At 33.9% G+C, this 19,398-nt stretch carries 19 protein-coding genes; 4 read left to right on the top strand and 15 right to left on the bottom strand.

Features of this window, described 5'->3' with window-relative positions; all coding sequences use genetic code 11:
* Window positions 1–23: 23 nt before the first annotated feature.
* On the bottom strand, window positions 24–1,160 hold the full coding sequence (spoIIP, locus tag ACTXGU_RS00865) for a stage II sporulation protein P (RefSeq protein ID WP_443479600.1): 1,137 nt from the start codon (window positions 1,158–1,160) through the stop codon (window positions 24–26).
* Between the two features lie 433 nt (window positions 1,161–1,593).
* Here spoIIP and ACTXGU_RS00860 point away from each other — a divergent pair, with 433 nt between their 5' ends.
* Entirely contained in the window at window positions 1,594–2,019 is a 426-nt protein-coding gene (locus ACTXGU_RS00860) for a VOC family protein (protein WP_443479599.1), read from the top strand.
* 200 nt (window positions 2,020–2,219) lie between these two features.
* On the opposite strand, the gene fabZ is transcribed toward ACTXGU_RS00860, so the two are convergent.
* The 5 genes from fabZ to ACTXGU_RS00835 all read right to left on the bottom strand — a co-directional run bounded on the left by fabZ (window position 2,220) and on the right by ACTXGU_RS00835 (window position 6,531).
* Window positions 2,220–2,639, bottom strand: a complete 420-nt coding sequence (gene fabZ / locus ACTXGU_RS00855; RefSeq protein WP_443479598.1) for a 3-hydroxyacyl-ACP dehydratase FabZ — start codon at window positions 2,637–2,639, stop codon at window positions 2,220–2,222.
* Between the two features lie 13 nt (window positions 2,640–2,652).
* Window positions 2,653–3,243, bottom strand: a complete 591-nt coding sequence (locus tag ACTXGU_RS00850; protein WP_443479597.1) for a lysophospholipid acyltransferase family protein — start codon at window positions 3,241–3,243, stop codon at window positions 2,653–2,655.
* 214 nt (window positions 3,244–3,457) lie between these two features.
* On the bottom strand, window positions 3,458–4,333 hold the full coding sequence (locus ACTXGU_RS00845; protein WP_443479596.1) for a Cof-type HAD-IIB family hydrolase: 876 nt from the start codon (window positions 4,331–4,333) through the stop codon (window positions 3,458–3,460).
* Between the two features lie 168 nt (window positions 4,334–4,501).
* Window positions 4,502–5,263 carry a DeoR/GlpR family DNA-binding transcription regulator gene (locus ACTXGU_RS00840; protein ID WP_443479595.1) on the bottom strand — a complete coding sequence of 254 codons (762 nt, stop codon included), beginning with the start codon at window positions 5,261–5,263 and terminating at the stop codon, window positions 4,502–4,504.
* A 479-nt stretch (window positions 5,264–5,742) separates the two neighbouring features.
* On the bottom strand, window positions 5,743–6,531 hold the full coding sequence (locus ACTXGU_RS00835; RefSeq protein ID WP_443479594.1) for an alpha/beta hydrolase: 789 nt from the start codon (window positions 6,529–6,531) through the stop codon (window positions 5,743–5,745).
* A gap of 210 nt (window positions 6,532–6,741) precedes the next feature.
* Here ACTXGU_RS00835 and ACTXGU_RS00830 point away from each other — a divergent pair, with 210 nt between their 5' ends.
* On the top strand, window positions 6,742–7,533 hold the full coding sequence (locus ACTXGU_RS00830) for a histidinol-phosphatase HisJ family protein (protein ID WP_443479593.1): 792 nt from the start codon (window positions 6,742–6,744) through the stop codon (window positions 7,531–7,533).
* A 126-nt stretch (window positions 7,534–7,659) separates the two neighbouring features.
* On the opposite strand, the gene manA is transcribed toward ACTXGU_RS00830, so the two are convergent.
* The 6 genes from manA to ACTXGU_RS00800 all read right to left on the bottom strand — a co-directional run bounded on the left by manA (window position 7,660) and on the right by ACTXGU_RS00800 (window position 13,210).
* A complete protein-coding gene (gene manA, locus ACTXGU_RS00825) occupies window positions 7,660–8,607 on the bottom strand; it encodes a mannose-6-phosphate isomerase, class I (RefSeq protein WP_443479592.1) in 948 nt (315 codons plus the stop codon).
* 382 nt (window positions 8,608–8,989) lie between these two features.
* The gene (locus ACTXGU_RS00820) at window positions 8,990–9,577 is read right to left on the bottom strand and encodes a hypothetical protein (RefSeq protein WP_443479591.1); all 588 of its coding nucleotides are present in this window, start codon (window positions 9,575–9,577) and stop codon (window positions 8,990–8,992) included.
* Window positions 9,578–9,642: 65 nt separating this feature from the next.
* Window positions 9,643–9,972, bottom strand: coding sequence for a hypothetical protein (locus tag ACTXGU_RS00815; RefSeq protein WP_443479590.1), 330 nt, complete (start codon window positions 9,970–9,972; stop codon window positions 9,643–9,645).
* A gap of 24 nt (window positions 9,973–9,996) precedes the next feature.
* On the bottom strand, window positions 9,997–11,955 hold the full coding sequence (locus ACTXGU_RS00810; RefSeq protein ID WP_443479589.1) for a DUF6449 domain-containing protein: 1,959 nt from the start codon (window positions 11,953–11,955) through the stop codon (window positions 9,997–9,999).
* On the bottom strand, window positions 11,927–12,829 hold the full coding sequence (locus ACTXGU_RS00805; RefSeq protein ID WP_443479588.1) for an ABC transporter ATP-binding protein: 903 nt from the start codon (window positions 12,827–12,829) through the stop codon (window positions 11,927–11,929). The genes ACTXGU_RS00810 and ACTXGU_RS00805 overlap by 29 nt, the downstream gene beginning before the upstream one ends.
* On the bottom strand, window positions 12,830–13,210 hold the full coding sequence (locus ACTXGU_RS00800) for a GntR family transcriptional regulator (protein ID WP_443479587.1): 381 nt from the start codon (window positions 13,208–13,210) through the stop codon (window positions 12,830–12,832). It abuts the gene before it with no gap.
* A gap of 270 nt (window positions 13,211–13,480) precedes the next feature.
* On the opposite strand from ACTXGU_RS00800, the gene ACTXGU_RS00795 reads away from it, so the two are divergent.
* Complete coding sequence (locus tag ACTXGU_RS00795) at window positions 13,481–16,483, top strand: S8 family serine peptidase (protein ID WP_443479586.1); 3,003 nt, start codon at window positions 13,481–13,483, stop codon at window positions 16,481–16,483.
* 58 nt (window positions 16,484–16,541) lie between these two features.
* On the opposite strand, the gene ACTXGU_RS00790 is transcribed toward ACTXGU_RS00795, so the two are convergent.
* Together ACTXGU_RS00790 and ACTXGU_RS00785 are read right to left on the bottom strand one after the other, a co-directional pair.
* Window positions 16,542–17,750, bottom strand: a complete 1,209-nt coding sequence (locus ACTXGU_RS00790) for an MFS transporter (RefSeq protein WP_443479585.1) — start codon at window positions 17,748–17,750, stop codon at window positions 16,542–16,544.
* Complete coding sequence (locus ACTXGU_RS00785; RefSeq protein ID WP_443479584.1) at window positions 17,750–18,181, bottom strand: MarR family winged helix-turn-helix transcriptional regulator; 432 nt, start codon at window positions 18,179–18,181, stop codon at window positions 17,750–17,752. The genes ACTXGU_RS00790 and ACTXGU_RS00785 overlap by 1 nt, the downstream gene beginning before the upstream one ends.
* Before the next feature lie 263 nt (window positions 18,182–18,444).
* On the opposite strand from ACTXGU_RS00785, the gene ACTXGU_RS00780 reads away from it, so the two are divergent.
* Entirely contained in the window at window positions 18,445–18,867 is a 423-nt protein-coding gene (locus tag ACTXGU_RS00780; RefSeq protein WP_443479583.1) for a VanZ family protein, read from the top strand.
* A 247-nt stretch (window positions 18,868–19,114) separates the two neighbouring features.
* On the opposite strand, the gene ACTXGU_RS00775 is transcribed toward ACTXGU_RS00780, so the two are convergent.
* Complete coding sequence (locus tag ACTXGU_RS00775) at window positions 19,115–19,252, bottom strand: hypothetical protein (protein ID WP_443479582.1); 138 nt, start codon at window positions 19,250–19,252, stop codon at window positions 19,115–19,117.
* Between the last annotated feature and the right edge of the window lie 146 nt (window positions 19,253–19,398).

Here is a 19,398-nt window from a genome sequence, read left to right as displayed (position 1 = left end):
AATTATTTGCATCTTTCCTTTAATTATTCTTTACTAGCATTATTTTCTTCCCAATAAACGTCTGAAAATACATCAGCAAATGCTTCTATTGTCCGATTTAATTCTTCTTGATTATTGTCAACCCCGCCTACTTCTAAAAGAATGGCTTTATTAGAAAAGTTTTGATTATACACGCCATTCCCTTCTTCTCTGCCCTTGGCAAATACCCCTTTACTAATGCCGGGATATTTATTATTAAGTGCTTTATGCAATTTTTTGGAAAACTCTTCGTTCTTTTCATAATTTCTATTAGCTTTTCCAATCACAAATACTACCTTAGCAAACGATTTACCATTAATTGTGGCAGTCGTGTTATCTTTACGGGCAGAATCACGATGTATATCAATTAAATATTTTAAATCATGATTTTTTGAGACCGCTGCCTCCACAACTTCTTGGGACACATTATATGATGCGTAATAACTCCATTTCCTATCGAGAAGTTTTTGGTTTGTATTGGTTGTATCATGCTGCACACCAATGCCATTCTGGTGTAATAACTCAGTTAATTTATTGCCTAATCCAACCACATTAACTCGTGTATCTGAACTAATCGCTTCATTAGAATCAGCAGCGTCCTTTAGAAGCGGCAAATACGATTCCAAGTTATGCGTTTGATAAATAAATACATTTTTCGTTTTTGGTTCCTTTTCAATAACAGTGTCTTTTTTCGGCTCTTTTACAATTTTATTTTCATCAACTTCTTTTGGATTTTTTAAAATATTTTCAGATGGAGTCGATTCAAAAGGTAAATTGGCAATCGTGGTCCCTTCCTCTGCCACTACGATTTCAGTATGATAAAAGGTTAATAACGGCAGTTCTGTTCCTAATAAGGTCCTCGTATCATCCAATTTAATATTTGTCGCTACTTGAAATAATAAAGAAGAAATAGAAAGTTCATCATTTTCCGTTTTCGGGAAAGAATGATTTTCGCCACGAAACAATTGATAGTATATAGAGGTTGAATCAACATTTTTTAAGAAGTCACTAACATGCTCGGAAGAAAGCTTCATGGAGAATAACGACGTTGTAATACCTGCAGTGAGCAAAAAAACAAGGATGACTCCTAAAATAGTAGTATTAATATACTGGAAATAGTAACGGAATTTGGTTGTTTGCATAGGTCGTCTCCTTTCTACTAAAGGTATATGTAGTTAATTACTTATTTAGAATGGAAATATTAATTTGGATGCGTAAAATTATATAGTTTCTCTGCTTTTCTTCTATTATATTAGCGATTTTCTACTTTTATTTTTCTATGCTTTAAACTAGAGACTTTATTATATTTTTATGGAACGAATCATTTTGGATGCGTAAAATTATTTTATTTGTTAATTATCAAGACCTAAAAATAAAGGTGATACATATTAGTCATGTATAAAAATTTTTTAGTCTTTCCATAATATCTTTGTTGACGAACATATGTTCTTTGTTTTATAATGCACTTATAGGTAATAATGGATAGTAGTTACTACTACTATCCATTTTAAACGCAAGGTTTGGAAGTTCCTCAAGTATAGTAAAAAAAATTAAAATCCAAGGAGCTGTTTAATTATGACATTACGACTATCCCCCTATTTAATGATGAACGGAAATACAAAGGAAGCAATCCAATTTTACGAAAAAGCATTGGATGGGAAAGTCCTTTTTAACCAAACTTTTGGAGAAATGCCAGAAAATCCAGAATTTCCTTTACCAGAAGAAGCAAAGGGACTTGTGGCACACGCAATGATAAAGATTGGAGAAACGGATCTCATGTTTTCAGATATGTTTCCAGGTCAAACCAGTCAAATAGGAGATCAAGTTACGATCTGTATTACAATTAACGACATCGAAAAATCAAAACAAATTTTTGAATCCCTACAGCAAGACGGTCAAGTAAAAATGCCGCTGCAGGAAACTTTTTTTAGCCCTGCTTATGGGATTGTAACGGACAAGTTCGGTGTAACCTTTCAAATTTACACAGAGGGTAAACAATAAATTATTTCATTTTGATCAATCTTTTTCAAATTGAATTCTTTTTCTTTGATTAAAAATGCAGGTTTATACGCCATTTTTAATCAAACTATTTTACAAGGCAACATTTTTTGCTTTTGAATGCGTAAAATTTCATTTAAAAAGCACATGATACAACAAATAGTATCATGTGCTTTGATTAGAAAAATGGACAAAGAACGAGCCTATTTAAAAGCAAAAAGTAATTCCGTTTCGCAGATCAGTTCGCCTCTGACGGTTGCTCTCCCTTTTGCCTTTGCAATTGTATTTTTGACTTTTGTAACAAAAACTTCTAAACAAAGTTCATCCCCAGGAAATACTTGTTTACGGATCCTGCAGTTGTGTATTCTAGCCAAGAGAGCTTGTTTATCATCGTGTTTTTCATCACTATGAATAGCAACTGCGGTTACTTGCGCAATTGCTTCCATAATTAAAACGCCTGGCATAAGTGGGCTTTTCGGGTTTTGTCCAAAAGCAAAGGTATCTTCCTTGCTGATTTGTTTGATGCCAACAGCCATCAATCCTGCCTTTAACTCTACTATTTCATCTACTAATGGCAAAGGATAACGATTTAAAATTTCTTTAATTTTAGGCAAATTAATCATTTTCAATCCCTCTCTATTGCTCAAGCTTTTTTTGAAGTGCTGCCATTACTTCACTTAATTCTGTTGTAATAGCTGCCACATCTTTTTTGGTACCATCTTTTGTTTTTAATTCAATTGGATCCCCAAAAATAACTTTGATTTTTTTCCCGCTTAACAACCCTTTTAAATCGGTTGGGCCGCTGAAGGCAGCTGGTACAATTGGTACTTTTGCAAGATTCGCGATCGTCGCAGCTCCTCTTTTTAAAGGAACGTCTTCTGAACTTCTTGTCCCGCTTGGAAAAATACCAACGATTTTATCTTCTTTTAATAATTTAACTGGTGTCTTAATACTGCTTGGACCAGGATTTTCTCTGTCTACTGGAAATGCATTAATACTCGATAAAAACCGAGCAGTTTTTGGTTTTTCAAACAGCTCTTTTTTCGCCATAAAATAAATTTGTTTCGGCAAAAGCGATGTTCCAAGCGCTAGAACATCTACCCAGCCAATATGAGAGCACGCCACAATATAACCTTGATTTTCTGGCAGCTTTTCCTTATTGATAACCTTTGTCCGACCAAATATTTTTAATACTACATTAGCTAAATTTGCAGTAAAGTTATACATTGAAAAATCTCCTTTATATGTATCATCATCGTTTTTTTAATCTATTATTTAGTATACCATCTACTCTTAGTACTAGATACTATATTTTTTTCTTACAATAAATTATAAACTATAAACGCTTGATTGAGTAGTAGAATTATACAATACAAAAAACAGCAAATGTATGATGTACACTTGCTGCCATTAGAAACCGCTCCTATTCGTTTATAACCTTTTATTTTGTTACTTGTGCTTTCAAGATAAAGCGGTTAATTGCGTTTGCTACTCCATTATTTTCATTTGTATCAGTTATTTCTATGCAGGCTTTTTTAACATCTTCTCTTGCATTTCCCATTGCAATTGGATACCCTACTCTATTAAGCATCGAAAGGTCATTCATACTATCTCCCATCGCCATCGTTTCCTTTAATGAAATGCTTAAATGCTCGGTTAATTTTGCTAAAGAATGTCCTTTTGATGCAAGCAGATGTTCAAATTCAAAATTATATTTTCCTGAAGTAACTAGTGTTACAGATTTATCTTCTTTAAACATTTCCCAGCCTCTATCCCTTTTTTTTCGGTCAAAAGAAAAGGCTAAAATATTATACACATTAATCGGTGATATCGTTAATTCCTTATACGAAGAGATAAAATAAAACCCTGTTTGACTGTATTGAACATCGGTATGCTTTTCGAGGTCCTGTCTATCAAGATCAGGATTTGCTTTGCATAATTGATCTATTTCAATTGTAAGAAGCTCTCTTCCTTTTTGTCTCGTGTAAATATAATCATCACTAAATACTTCATAATAATAGTCATTTGTTTCAAGCCATTCTAGCAGTTGCATTGCTTTTTGATTATTCATTGGCACATGATGAAACAATTGTCCTTCTGGTGTATGGATGGTTGCTCCATTTGCACCAATTATCCATGTTTTTACACCTGTATCTTTAAATATCTCCACCACATCTGGATAATTCCTTCCAGTTGCAACCACTACTTCTATCCCTTTATGTTGTGCATCTTTTATACTCTGCAGATTTTCATCACTTATTTTGCTATTATGATTTAACAGTGTTCCATCCAAGTCAATTGCAATACATTTAATCATTTATTTCCCCACCTTTTTAGAATGCACTACTAATAGAGGTTATTCAAAAAGTCCGGTAACACAAGCTTGTTAATCTCTTCGTTTTAATGTCACTCCAGTCCTCACAAATCAACCTACGCTCCAGGCTTCGTGACCTCCGCGCCTCGACCTTCTCTGCTTTGATTGCCCTTATGCTTGAACACATACTAATAACTCAACATCATTTTCTTTTAACAATTGAATAAATGCTTTATTTGGTTCTTTATCTGTTATAAATACATCGATTTCAGCTAATTTGGCAAATTGATAAAATTCTGTCATTCCTATTTTACTATGATCGGCTACAACAATTACTTGTTTCGCTTGCTGCATCATCTTTCGTTTCACTGCACCATCTTCTTCATCAACGATTGTTAAGCCTTTTTCCGATATGCCAACAATCCCAATAAACACTTTATCTACGGAATAATAGTCGAGTTTTTCGACAACGGACTGACCGTAAAGATACCGATGTTCTTTGTGTAAAATCCCCCCAAGCAAATGGATTTTCGGATTCGTTTTATCTGACAATATTTCAGCAACATGAATAGAATTCGTTATGACCGTGCATTCCTGGTCTATATACTGTCCCATTGCTTGCACAGTAGTTGACGTGTCTAAAATAATATGATCATTGTCTTGAATTAAGGTTGCAGCCAATTTGCCGATTTCTTTTTTCTCTTCGGACACAAACTGCAGGCGATGATGATAATTATGAATTCTCTTATGGCTGCTAGGAAGGATTGCCCCTCCTCTAGTTCGGATAATTTTTTGCTGTTCCTCTAATTTTACTAAGTCTCTTCTTGCTGTATCTCTAGAAACATCATAGTTGGAACAAATATCCTCAACCGTTATTCGTTTATGCTCCGTTAAATACTGTAAGATCATCGATAATCTTTCTTCCTGAGACATAGATCTTCTCCTTTTCTTTCGCTTACATAAGTAATTATAAGTGATAACACGATAAAAATCCATAATAAATAAGTGTTAATAAGTAAAATAATTAATATTACTTATAAATTCAAAATCATGTATGAATCCAAGAAGATAGGCACTGCTGCAAGTAACCTATAGAACTTCAGAAAATTTCTTACATAAGAACAAAAGCGCAAGCGCCTTGAACAGCTCTGAAGAAAAATGTTCACATGACTCAAAAAGTGCTTTTTACTTTTAGAGGCATGGGGTTATTTTTCACAAGAGTTAGGCGCTGGCCGATTAAAGGCGCCACGGCCTTATGTCTTCATCGGCACTAGTACGTCCTGTACGTCGAAGCTAGATGCGGACACAACCGCCGAGTTATCCACAATCCCATTTCGTTTATAATTTTCTGGACGATAAAAAAGCTTATAAACTGTTTTCATACAACGACGAAAAAGTTTACAAGCTTTTTATTATGAAACAGGAAGATTTGTTTTCATTTTTAACAACCATTCTACTGTTCGATTTATTAATTCGTTAAAATAAGTATCAGTGGAAAAAGTATGATCCCCATTTGGGATTGTGTATGTCTCTACACTGCCGCTTTTTCTTTGTAAATAATTTGTTTCATATTGCTCCATATAGTCATATGGGATATCCTCATCATCTGTTCCATGAATAAGCAATACGTCCCCAGTGAATCTTGAACATTCTGTTAGTGGGTGATAGTTTTTCATCGATTGAAAATAATAGTCGGTAAAAGAAAATCCATGATAATCAATCGAATCGCAATTTTTTAATGAATGCACTTTGTTTTCACCAAAAATTTGCGCAAGATTATGATATGGTTCACCTACAGCTGCCCATTGCACTAATGTATTTATTCTTGGATCAACGGCTGCTGTTAATGCAGATACAGCTCCACCAAGGCTATGTCCAACAAGAATAATGTTTCTAACGTACTTTAAAGACGACACATAATCCAAAATGGTTTTTGTTTGATCCAATAACTCCACCATTCCATACTTACCGTAATTCCCAGTGCTTTCCCCACAACCGCTATAATCAAACCGAAAAACAACGTAATCTTCTTTTGTGAAATGCTGGCCAGCTTTCACAAATAGTCGGTCCACTCCAATTCTGCTGCCAATAAATCCATGGCAAATAATAATACTATCATACTTTTTCTCTTCATTAAAATGATTGGGATAATCAATCGATAAGGCAAGCTGCTCCGACTGCCATTTTATATGTTTAAACATTATTTTTACCTCCTCGATCCTAACCATTTAAAACAAGCCTAACAAAATAAACTATTCCTACCTGTTTACTTTGTTTTAGACCTCAATAATGGATTTAATAATAATATTATAGTGTATATTAATTTTTAATGTCAAAGTAAAGTTTTATTTTCTACTGACTTCTCCATACAAGTATGAAATAATAGAAAGAAAAGGTAAAGGAAGAAGTAGATGTATTATTTCGATTATCATCATCACTCTAACCATTCTTTTGATTCACAAGCAAATATGGAAGACATATGTTTACATGCCATTAAAACGGGGGTGAAAGAAATTTGTTTCACCGAACATTTTTCTGTCAACCCAAAAGTGCCTACATATGGACACATGAACTGGGTTTATTATTTAAAAGAAATAAATCGTTGCCAAGAAAAATTTTCTAATAAATTAACCATAAAAATAGGAATTGAGCTTTGTGAGCCCCATTTACTGCAATCAGAATATAAAAAGGCTCTTTCTGAGATTCCATTAGATTTTATTCTCGGTTCAGTCCACAATATTGAACAGTATACGCTGCGTCGATTTATGAATGCATTTCCGGAAAAAGATATTTATGAAGCATATTTTTTAGAACTATATGAGATGATACAAACAGCAGATATTGACGTAATTGCTCATTTTGATTTAATGAAAAGATATGCCCATCAAACAGTAGGACTTTATGAATTTGAAAAATACAAATCTATTATAACGGACATCTTAAAGACAGCAATTAAACGCGGCATCGGGTTAGAAATTAATACATCTGGATGGAGAACAAATTTAAATGAAAGTCTGCCATCAAAAGATATTTTATCCTTATATCGTAAATTAGGGGGAGAAATTTTAACGATTGGTTCAGATTCTCATCATGCGGAAACAGTTGGAGCTCATTTTTATGATGCTGTATCGTTAGCAAAAGAATGCGGATTTACTCATATATATACATACGAAAAAAGAAAACCACAAGCTATTCAAACCTAAGTAAGGTATAACCGTCTATTCATCGACACATACAATCGAAGTAGACATTTATCTAACTCGATCCATATAAAATGATAGTAAAAAGATGTGCAAATGATACTATTTGCACATCCCCTTTTCTGCCTATTATAAATAAGAAACGATCAGTTCGCTATTACCTGATAATGCAAAGTCAGCCACCTGACTAGGAAGTAAAAAATGGTCTCCTTTTTGGAAAGTGTATTCATCCGCATTAATATTTAACTTTCCTTGTCCTTCCAAAACACTGCATAATAGAAACGGCTTAGACTGCGTAAAGCTGCTTTCTCCGTTTAATTCCCACTTTTCGACCGAAAAATAATCACATTTTACGAAGGTCGTTTTTGTAACCCCTGCTAGATGTTCTACTTCTACTGCTTGCTGGTTGACAAGATGAGGTACAGTCGTAACAGCAATCGATTGGTTTATATGCAGTTGCCGCTTGTTTCCAGCATCATCTATTCTGTCATAATCATAAACTCTATAAGTAGTATCCGAATTTTGTTGTGTTTCTAATATAATAATTCCTTCTCCAATCGCATGGATCGTTCCACTTGGCACAAAAAAGAAATCCCCTTTTTTTACAGGCACTTTACATAATAAATCATTCCAGCGATTTTCTGCTATCATTGTTTTTAATTCTTCTGTAGACTGAGCATGATGTCCAAAAACAATTTCAGCACCGTCTTTACAATCGACAATATACCAGCATTCGGTTTTACCTAGTTCTCCATTTTCATGTTTATTTGCATATTCGTCATTAGGATGCACTTGAACAGATAAATCTTGGTTAGCATCTAAAATTTTCGTTAATAACGGGAAACGATCCCCTTTTACATTCGCAAATAACTCACGATGATTGTCCCATAGAGCTCCTAAAGTCTTTCCTTGAAAGGCACCGTTTTTAACTACACTTTGGCCATTTGGATGTGCTGCAAAAGCCCAGCATTCACCTGTTGTATCTGAAGGAATGGTATAGCCAAAACTGCGCAGCTTTGTTCCTCCCCAAATTCTTTCTTGAAAAATCGGATCAAAAAAAATAGGTTGTTGACTCATATTAATTGTAAGCTCCTTTTACTACTTAGATACTACTATTCTACCATATGATACCTTTTGTATTGTAAGTATTTTCATATTATGAAAGAAATATTCTCTTTTTCCATCTAGAAGCTTTGGCGTCATTTGTTTGTAAAATCTAGTAGAATCTAGTAAAAATGAAATCAAAATGAAAACGTGTTTTTCTGAAGATGAACCCCTTATTTGACTGCTATATCGATATAGAATATGAAGAAATCTAACTTATGTGCCTTTTGTTCGAACCCCTCATCAAATTTAAGTGAATGCAGTTGTTATGTTGTTTTTTCTATAGAACGAAGGGGAACCCTTGATTTACAGAGGGTTCCCCCTATTCACATTATTTGTTCATTTCATTTTAAAGTTATTGGTCATTGTTTGGCTCAATTTGAGTTTTAAGTCTCACAATCACTAAATACATAATAATACACATTATCATTAAACAGAAGGTAACATTTTGCGAAATACTAATAATGTTACTCCAACTTCTTGTACCGTTTACAGCCAACTGCAAGATTAATCCTACAAGTAAAAATAATAATGCATAAGGTGTTTTCTTTATGAAAAATCCTACTATGCCACCAAGAATACCGCCGACTGCTGATGCCCCGTACCAAATTGCATAAGCAATAGCCTGCTCTTTAAATGAAATTGTTACTGGTACAACCACGTAAAAATAGCCAATCAAAAAATAAAACGTAATGGCAGTAAGTGTATACATAGCACCAAATAACACAGCTTTCTTAATATTACCTGCAAATATATAACCAACAAACATGGCGAGTATAAACCACACCGGTAAAGAATTAATCATTACTGCCAAATAGGAAATAACGTATTCAAGAAGTGTTATACCATCACTTAAATTCGGTAAATTATCAGAAATAACTGAAAGAAAGCCAACAATTAAACCTGTGATTAATGTAAAAACAATAAAACGTCTCGATTCCACACTATATTTTTGAAATTCCTTCAACGATATCTCTCCCTTGATTTTGCCGGAACAAACAATGTGTTCTACTGAGCTTTCGTAAAAAAGGAAATATTCTTTTCACTAACGGACAGTGTTCGGTTGTCTGTAGATTTTTGCTGGTGTTGTTCTAGCAATCTTTTTTTCTCGTCGTTTGTTGATTTTTTACAAACGATTGCAGTTTTCGTTGTCAATTGCATGAGATATTGTTCCCATTGTGCAAAATCGATTGCATCAAATGATTCGTAGGCTGTTATCATTACTTTTTCCACAACTAGCTCTGCTAATTGCCTATCTTGAACAATACAAAAGGCCATTTGGAAAAGTTTTTGTGTATAATTTGTGATCATTTTTTTATATCGTTGTTTTTTTGTCACAACACATCCACCTTTCCATTCCTTTTAATTTTTTTCCAATTCTTCGATTAAAGAATCAGGTAGTTCTTCTTTCGAAATATGAGCAATATCAACATAATTTCTGAATTTATACGTTAACACAACAACATAGTCCTCTTTATTATGAACGGATGAATCCAAGATTTTTTGCTTCAAACGATCATCCTTTACGATCACTTTATGTTTTATGTCTGCCATGTTCTTTTCTTCATAAGCGATTTCTGACATCCCATGATACTTTATGCCAACATCTTTTGCTTTTGTTACGGCAACTTCTTGTACATCATCTGAAACTAACACTGCTTTTTCAAGCATATTCTTTTCTGCTAACCATTTTCTACTTTCTTTATAGGAAGGTTTTAATTCGATATGATATGTCTCGTCTCGTTTACCTTGGAAAGAAATCATAATACTAGATGAAATGGCATAGTTTGTTGTCATACTTTTATATGGTTCTTTCACGATATCTTTTAGTAAAACAGATAAAAATTCTTTTATTTCTTGTTTGCTGCTCAAGCGAATATAATCATTTTTATATTGCGGCTCAATTACCATGTCATTTATTTCATCACTTCTAAAGGTGAATAATGGCAAGTGAAGTATTTTAAATTCTTCTGATTCATAAAGCGGCTGCAGCCACTCTTGATAATCCGCTCTATTTATTTCATAGCTCCGTACTACTTTTCTGCCGTTATTTAATTTATATTTTAAAGTAATAAGCGAATCTTTTTCCTTTGTAGAGGGCTCCCTCTTCTGTTCCAAAATCTTTTTATGTATTGCCAGAACATGTTGAATATTAGCAGATGAATTCATCATCTTTTCTGCAAATGGATCCGATATGAAATTATCTTGGAAAGAAACACTTTGAATGGACCCAGCAGCTGGCCGAAACTGTTCGTATTTATGTACAAGTGGAATTGAACTAAACATAACAATTGCCACGATTCCAATAAATAGAGGAAACTTCTTTATTCGAAAAAATACCCTCCATGTTTTTTCTAGTATCATTTCTACTAATATAAAACCGATAAAAGCCCCCATTATATTTCCAATCACAATCCCTATTTTTCCGATTGTTACCAATTCTCCATAAAGACTGCCGATTAACATACACGAAATAGTAAATGTATATTTAAAAACGCCTTTTAGTTTGGAAAAAACAAATGCTTGTGAAATAGATTCTACTTTTCTTTTTTTAAAAAGCGCAAATGCAAAAACATAGAGGAAAATAGAACATAAAAAATAACAAGTATAGTAGAAGACTTTCCCTTCTGAACTCTCTAGTATAACTGGTACTAATATTGGCGATAACAAGAGCGTTTTATCTGTAATTATTTCATTCAATGGAAAACCATCTATCCAAAAATGGAAGTTATAACATAACACGGTGACAAAACCAGTTGGAAATAACAAGAATAAACAAGTAAAAACCCCTTGTAAAATCGATATTCCTGTAAACATTCCAACAAAAACAGTGGAAATATATAACAAAATACTAAACACGCAAAAAACTGCTGTCCAATAATAGATTTCACTGACAGGAAAAAACTTCTCCAATTGAAAGAAAGGATAAATAATTCTTAATAGGAATCCATTTAATAGAATCGGCAAGATTAACAAGAGAGCTCCACTGATACAATAATAGTGGAATAGAAACGTTCTGCTGATCGGCAAGCTATGTATTAAATCACTATATGCTTTATGCTGCATAAATCGAAATAAAAAAATAGCTAATAAAATCGGCATTACAATAATTACTGCCATTTGAAAGAAATCATTTACATTAAAAAGATGATCATATATTTGATAAGAATAGGAATCCTCTTTCAACTCTTTGTCTATTAACATTAAATGAAGCGGGACAGCAAAAAAGACAACCAAAAATGATAAAATACTCACCCAGCCAACACTGCGAAAAATAAGCAAGGACAGCTGCTTATGATAAAAGGATAGTTTGAAAGGCATAATTTTTATCCTCCAATTCATAAATAAATATTTCTTCTAATGTAAGCGGGAGTATGTCTAAAAGGAGTGGATGCTGCTCCTCTAATTCTGTGATGATTTGTTCTTTGTTTCCTTTTACGATAAGCATGACAACACTTCCCCGCTGTTCTACATATAAAGGATTTAATTTTTCCTTCCATATAGGGTCAGTTCCTGTTTTAAAGGCAATTTGGATTTTATGAACATCTGATTTTAAATCGTCAATATCTTTCTCTAATATACATTTTCCTTCATGGATAATACTGACATGATCGCATATATCTTCTACTTCTCGTAAGTTATGAGAAGATACGATAACCGTCATTTCCCTTTCCGCAACCTCTTGCACAATTAGATTTTTTACTTTTGTGCGGATGACAGGATCAAGACCATCAAATGGTTCATCGAGAATTAACAGCTCTGGAGTCGCAGCAAAAGCCAACCAAAATGCAGCTTGCCGCTGCAAACCTTTCGAGTAAGTATGTAATTTTTTATTTTTATCTAATTTAAATAGTTTAGCTAACTCATTAAATCTTATATCGCTCCAACTTGGATACACTTCTTTATAAAATTTCGCCATTTGATTTAATGTATATTGGGGAAAAAAGGTTGGAAAATCAGGCAAAAAAAATAAGGTTCTTTTCGTGTTAATATTTTCATATACCTCTTGACTTTCGACGGTTATTTTCCCGCTATCTTGTTTCAAAATTCCCGCCAGCAATTTTAATATCGTTGTTTTTCCCGCACCGTTTGAACCGAGCAGACCATAGATGGAGCCTTTATTAACGGTTAAGGATACATTTTCAAGAATCGGTTCTTTTTCGATTGTTCTGCTTACATTCTGAAACTTGATCATTTAGGCGGTTCCTCCTTTCTGTTCAGCTAGCCGTTGAACTATCATTATTATTTCATTAGGTGTAATCCCTAAATAAAGTGCTTCGGACAGAAGCTTCTCTAATTTAAAGAGTGCGTCCTTTTTTTTGCTGTCATTTACAATATTTTGAGAGGCATTCACAAAACTGCCTTTCCCTTTTACAGAATAAATATATCCTTGGCTTTCCAACTCTCTATATGCTTTTTGAATCGTATTAGGATTAATCGTTAATTGAGTAGCTAATGTTCGAACAGATGGAAGCTGTTCATCAGCTTGTAATAATCCAGAAACAATTAACTGTATTAACTTTTCCACTAATTGTTCATAGATAGGGGTTCTGCTTCTTATATCAAGCTCAAACATCAAGTGCCTCCAATCTGTATTAAGTGTACTATGATTCGTAATACAGTTAACATTATATAGCATATCTTTACAAATAAAAAGGATTATTTTGCTAATTTATGTTTATTATTTAAACACTGGAAAATCGAAGGATAGTTCCTCCTACCTATTGTTAGTTTAATAAACAAGGACAAAAGGAATAATTTCCCATACAAACTATGTAAATATTAACACTTATTGAAAAATTATGTTTTAATAGATTTATATTCTACTAAAATTAGGAGGCAAAATATGAAAAGCAAAAGAATGAGAGCATTTGCTGTTGTATTATTAACTATTGCATTCATAGTTAGTAACATGACAATGATGAAAGCGTCTGCAGCAAGTAATACGATTCAAACAAAAGCAGAACTAATGAATGGGCAATCGATAAATGAACGATTTGCTGATGGGGAAAATACACATTGGTATAAGATAACACCTACCAACACAGATTTTGAGAATTTTACCCATTTACAATTGACATTAAGGTCACATTTGGAAATGAATATATCGGTATATTCTAGCTTGGAAAATGCCGAATCTGGATCAACATTTGATCAATATAACCGCTACAGCTATGATAAAACTCCTGCAGTAATCAACTTTCCACTAGCATGGAACGATACTTATTATATTAAAGTAGAATACTACCCTAATGAAGAAGTAACTGAAGAACCAAGTGCGAATCAAGCAATACATACGGATGAAAATGGAAAAGAAGCAATTAACACTTCTTATACGCTAGAAACAGCAGGTGTTGTATTAGCTCCATCAACCGAAACAACGGAAGAATGTCCTGTAGAGCTAAGTACAACTGATAAAAAAGATGGCCAAAGCATTTTAAATGATTTACGCACCATTCGCGACACCTTACTGTCTCAAACGGAAAATGGCAAAGAACTATCTTCTCTTTATTACAAAGCAGCTCCTTTTTTAGGTGCAAAAATGGTATGGGACAAAACGCTGCGTGAAAATATTTTAAATGATTTACGACAGCTGAAGCCTATTTATAAGGAACTTATCAATAATGGAACAAGTAGTACTTATACGTTTACAAATGCAGATGTAGTGGCCATTAATAATTTATATAAGTATACACTTGATGCAGTTCCAGCAGTTCTCAAAGATCAAATTGAAAAAATAGAAGCTAAAGTCAATATAGCTAGTTTAGAAGACAAAACCGTTTCTTCGGTTTTCACCAAATTAGGTGCGTCCACTTCTGCAATTACAAATAAATCTAATGATGATAAATATATTGTAAAACTGAAGCCTTCTATATCATTAGCAAGTTTTAAAAGACAAGCAAAATCATTAAATATTCAATCGTTTGATGATTTAGGTTCGGAAGATCAAATTGCTGACAATCTCTATGTAGTGGATTTAAAAAAGGACGTTAATCCATTTTCAACCAAACAGAAAAGCAGTGTTATTACATCCTTACAACATTCTAGAGAGGTAGAATTTATCGAACCTATAAAGCAATATAAAGCATTGCAAATAACCAAGGACGTTTCCAATAACTACCAATGGTCATTAAACAATACCGGCCAATCAGAAGGAACTTTTGGTGTGGATATTCAATTTAAATCATTGAATCCATTAATTCAGGCAAATAAACCAGCTGAAACTTTAATCGCTGTTTTGGACACAGGTGTTGACGGCAGCCTCGCTGATTTAAAGGAAAATGTTCGGTCAGACATTGGAAAGAACTACATTGCCAACAACCAGGATGCATCAGATGATAATGGACATGGTACACACGTAAGCGGGATAATTGCAGCTGCAATGGATAACAACTATTCTATTGCAGGAATTAATGGTTCTGCAAAAATTCTTCCAGTTAAAGTACTAGATGCAACAGGTGCTGGAGATTTGGAACAAATTGCAAAAGGGATTAAATATGCTGTCGACAAAGGAGCAAAGGTGATTAACTTAAGCCTTGGCGGACAATATAGCAGAACATTGGAATATATGCTTCAATATGCAAGAAGCAAAAATGTCACTGTTATTGCCGCAAGCGGTAATGATGGTTCAGGAATGCTTTCTTATCCAGCTTCTTCTAAATATGCGATTTCTGTCGGTGCATCCAATGATATGGATTTGGTCTCCGATTATTCTAATTATGGAGAAGGACTTGATTTAGTAGCACCAGGAACCAATATTCCAAGCTTAGTTCCAAACGGCAATGTAACCTATATGAGCGGCACTTCCATGGCAGCTCCCCATGTATCTGCAGTTGCTGGATTATTATTGTCCATTGATCCAAGGCTTACTCCTGCTGATGTAGAAAAACTGTTAACAGAAACAGCAAAAAATATTGCCTTTACTGAAACAGACAATACTCTCCCTGCTCAAACGGATATTTCAGATATTCCAGTTGATATGGGCCAAGAGATTCCAAATGATCCACAAATCCCACCAGTCAAGCTAGAACCAGGATATGACCTTGTTTCTGGATGGGGACGTTTGGATGCCTACCATGCAGTAAGTGCAATATATTTACATGCAAAAATAAATGCTGTCTATAACAGTTCTAAACTAATTAAAGGTACTGCACTTAGTGGCACAGAGGTTTCTGTTGCGATTGGAAAAAATGTGTACAAAAGTATAGCAGACACTAATGGTAACTTTAGAATAGAAATTCCTTCACAAAAAACAGACAGTATTATTAACGTTGCTTTTAAAAATACGATAAATGGTGCAGAAGCTAATGCTAATATTCGATTAACAGTTAAAAAAGATAAAATAGCCCCAAATGCTCCATTAGTAAATACGGTATCTGATAAAGATACAAAAGTAACGGGTAAGACTGAAGAATTTGCTACTATCACTGTTCAAGTTAATGGGAAAACGCTTGGAAAAGGAACAGCAAATATAGATGGTAACTATTCTATTTCTATTAAAAAACAGACCGCCGGTTTAAAATTAGCTGTTACGTCAACAGATAATGCCAAAAATACTAGTAAAGCTACTTATATAACCGTACTGGATAAAACGGCTCCTTCTGCTCCTTCCATCACTGGTTCTATTAATGACCAATCAGTAAAAATAACTGGAAAAGCAGAAGCTAACGCAACAATAACAATTAAAAATGGAAAAGCTGTCGTTGCAAGTGGGACTAGTAACAATAAAGGTGCTTTTACTTTAAAAATTAAAAAACAAAAAGCCGGTACAAAACTTTCGATTACAGCAACAGATAAAGCTGGAAATACGAGCAAAAAAAACAACAAGACTGTGAAAAAAGCAAAATAACTATTCAAGCAAAACAGGGTGACAACAGGTAGTCACCCTGTTTTTATTTAATTAAAAATTAATTGGAGGGACTTTTTAAGCCCTTACTAAATAATGACTTCTCCTTTTTTCGCAGCAATAAATAGTACACCGCCAAACAGATAAGAATATAAATACTGCTGTATAAATAAAGATGTCGAAATCCAACTATTTCCCCAATGACTCCAGCTAAAAAAGAGCCTATTCCAATACCAGTATCAAATAACGATAAAAAAGTAGCAGTTGCCAGTCCCCTTCGTTCTGGTTCCGCTGATTGAACCGCAATCGTTTGAAAACTAGGAAATAAGCTTCCGTACCCAAGGCCAATTAATCCTGCTGCAATAAAAAATACTGTAGCCGTATGCATATTGCTTAATACAAACATTCCTATCGAAAAAATAATAATGCATGGATAAATAATCATATTGGCACCATATTGATCAAACCATTTTCCTGCAAACGGACGGGCAAGCAGCATAATCACGGCATACATGACGAAAAAATATCCTGAAACAGAGGATAGCCCCTCTTCTTTTGCAAAAACGGAAATAAACGATAAAATCGTCGAATACACCATCCCAAATAATCCTGCAACGATGCTTATCTTAACAGCTGCGGGTTCTAAAATATTTGACAAATGAAAGGATACTTTTTTGTTCACGTATGAGGTTGATTTATTTTCTATATGCGGTACGTGAATAAAAAATCCGATTATAAAAGATAGGAATGCACAAAAACTAGCCAATAAAAACATGCTGTTTATATTCCAAGAATGTACAGCCATCAATCCGAAAAAAGGACCAATAACCATTGCTATATTCATCGACATTGAAAAGTATCCCATCCCTTCTCCCCTTCTAGAATTTGGAATTAAATCCGCCACGATCGTTCCCGCCGCTGTTGTAGCCATTCCAAAGCCAATCCCATGGATGGCACGAACGATTAGTAATCCTTTGATAGAATGTGGAAAAAAGTAAAATAAAGACACCACAAAATATATGATCAGGGATAAAATTAATATACTTTTCTTTCCAAACTTTTGCAGAACATTTCCAGCTACAGGGCGAACCGCAATAGCAGAAATTAAAAAAACGGTAACGATTAATCCTGCATTACTTTGCTGTCCATGCAATTTTTCAATTGCATAGACTGGCATTGATACCAACAAATAATAAAAAGTTAAAAATAAAAAAAAATTGCTTACGCAAATATTAATAAATCCTTTTGTCCATAATGCTTCCTTTCTCATCAGATTTTCCCCCTAGTTTTTAACCGATTCGTCCATTCGATTATTGTCTTTGTTAATAGCTCTGGTGAAGGGTGCGGAAAATTATCAAGCAATTGCTGATTTTTTTGTAATACAGCTTCTTCCCACTTTGGATATAATAATAGCGCTTTTTCTGTTAGGATAATATATTTTGTTCGTTTATCCTCCCCTTTTACTTGTAATACATATCCTCCTGCGACGAGCTTTTGTATCGTTCGTGTCATTGGTGGCGCTTCTACAGCCAAATAATCCGACAATTCCTTTTGAGTAAGTGGACCTTTCTTTTTTAACAGATAAAGAACAGACCATTGCGAACTATATAATTCAAATGGCTGCAGCGCCTCATTCAACTCTTTTGTAAGTTCCCGAGCTAACTGATGGACACTATGAAACAACCGATGCAAATCCTCCATTTATATACTCCCTTTCAAACAACAAATTAGTTATCTAGGTAACTATTAAAATAAAAAAATATCTAAGTCTTCTTTCGTTGGTTACCTAAGTAACTATATCACAAAAAAATTATATGCTGCAAGAAATATTTACCTATTGACCATAATTACATGTTTATAATTTCCACTTTTCTATTTCCTTTTTTAGAAAAATAAACTACGATAAGACAAGTGGCTTTTAGCTTAGACTGGATGAAATAATTTTGGATTGGATGTTATCATAAATGCTAAAAAAATCAATTTTATGGATATTATTTTTGACGTATCTTTTGCTATTAGTGTATTTATTATTTTTTTCTGCTTACCGGCAGTCTGTACATGGGCAACTTACTTATAATTTCATTCCATTTAAAGGAATAATGGACGAATGGCGTATGATTGATGCATTCCAAATAACGATGTTAACGAATAACTTATTTGGCAATATTCTCGCATTTATGCCATTGGGGTTTTTTATTCCTCTTTTGTTTAATGCATCCTTCGTTCGGACCATCATTCTCTCGTTTTTATTATCTTGTTTTATAGAGTTGCTGCAGCTGCTATTTTATATCGGGGTTTGTGATATTAACGATACGATTTTAAATGCCATTGGGGGAGGAGTGGGTTATTGTATTTATGCAGTTTATGTGTTTTTTACTAAACGATAAGGTGTATACCTTACTTAAAAAGGACCAGGTGAGGTTTTCAGGCTGCTCAAAAATGTTCGCTCTCTTCGTCACTCCCCGTTTTTTTTTGCGGTGCTCATTACCAGGTAAGAGAGGAAGAACGACTAAGTATGTCATGTCCTATGACAACAACGTTCTGACCAACATCCTGTTGCCCGCCGCTCCACAAAAAGGGTCGTTCCTCGATAGACAAACGTTTTCATTCAGCCTGAAATTTTGCATATTCAGTTTAGTGAAATATGATGAACAAAATAATCGCCCCAAAAACGATAAATCCTCCAATTGTTGGGCTACCATAAAATGTTCTGTTCCAACTATCATTCGTCTCTATTTTGCTTTTTTCCGTTTGCTTTCTCTCTATTCTCACTGATCTTCCCCCCTATTTAATTGTTACGATTTAGATTAATTATAGATTCATATTTAAGTACATTCACCATTTTCATAAATGCAGAACAAACTTTAAAAAAATAATAAAAAAATTCTTTGGAGCAATACTTGCTGATAAACCCCATC

It is taken from the genome of Niallia sp. 01092, assembly GCF_052318935.1.
In the GTDB taxonomy this organism is placed as follows: domain Bacteria; phylum Bacillota; class Bacilli; order Bacillales; family Cytobacillaceae; genus Niallia.
The sequence above is the reverse complement of the archived record's forward strand: the minus strand, read 5'-3'. Positions and strand labels throughout refer to the sequence as shown.